Raw genomic sequence first — 371 nt, 5'->3', positions numbered from 1 at the left:
CATTAAAGACATCGTACTCGAGTCTGCTCTAACCACCATCATGGATTGTGAAGACTCTGTCGCTGCCGTTGATGGCGAGGATAAAACACAAGTTTATCGTAACTGGTTTGGGCTGATGATGGGAAACTTGAGCTTCGAATTTTCCAAAGGGGGGCAAACTCAGACACGACGCCTTAATAGGGATCAACATTTTACTAAGTTAGATGGCTCGTCGCTGACCCTTCATGGCCGAAGCTTAATGTTTGTGCGCAATGTCGGTCACCTGATGACAACACCCGCGATACTAGACAGCGATGGTAACGAGGTATTTGAAGGCATATTGGATGCGGTCTTTACTAGTTTGTGCGCACTTCCTGAATATCACAGCCGCT

At 46.9% G+C, this 371-nt stretch carries 1 pseudogene; it reads left to right on the top strand.

What is annotated here, in order from left to right:
• Positions 1–371 (top strand): annotated as a pseudogene (locus CWC14_RS18910) (malate synthase G); the annotation flags it as partial.

It is taken from the genome of Pseudoalteromonas sp. S3260 (genome assembly GCF_005886925.1).
GTDB lineage: Bacteria > Pseudomonadota > Gammaproteobacteria > Enterobacterales > Alteromonadaceae > Pseudoalteromonas > Pseudoalteromonas tetraodonis.
Note: the sequence above shows the minus strand (reverse complement) of the source record. Positions and strands in the feature narration are given on the sequence as shown.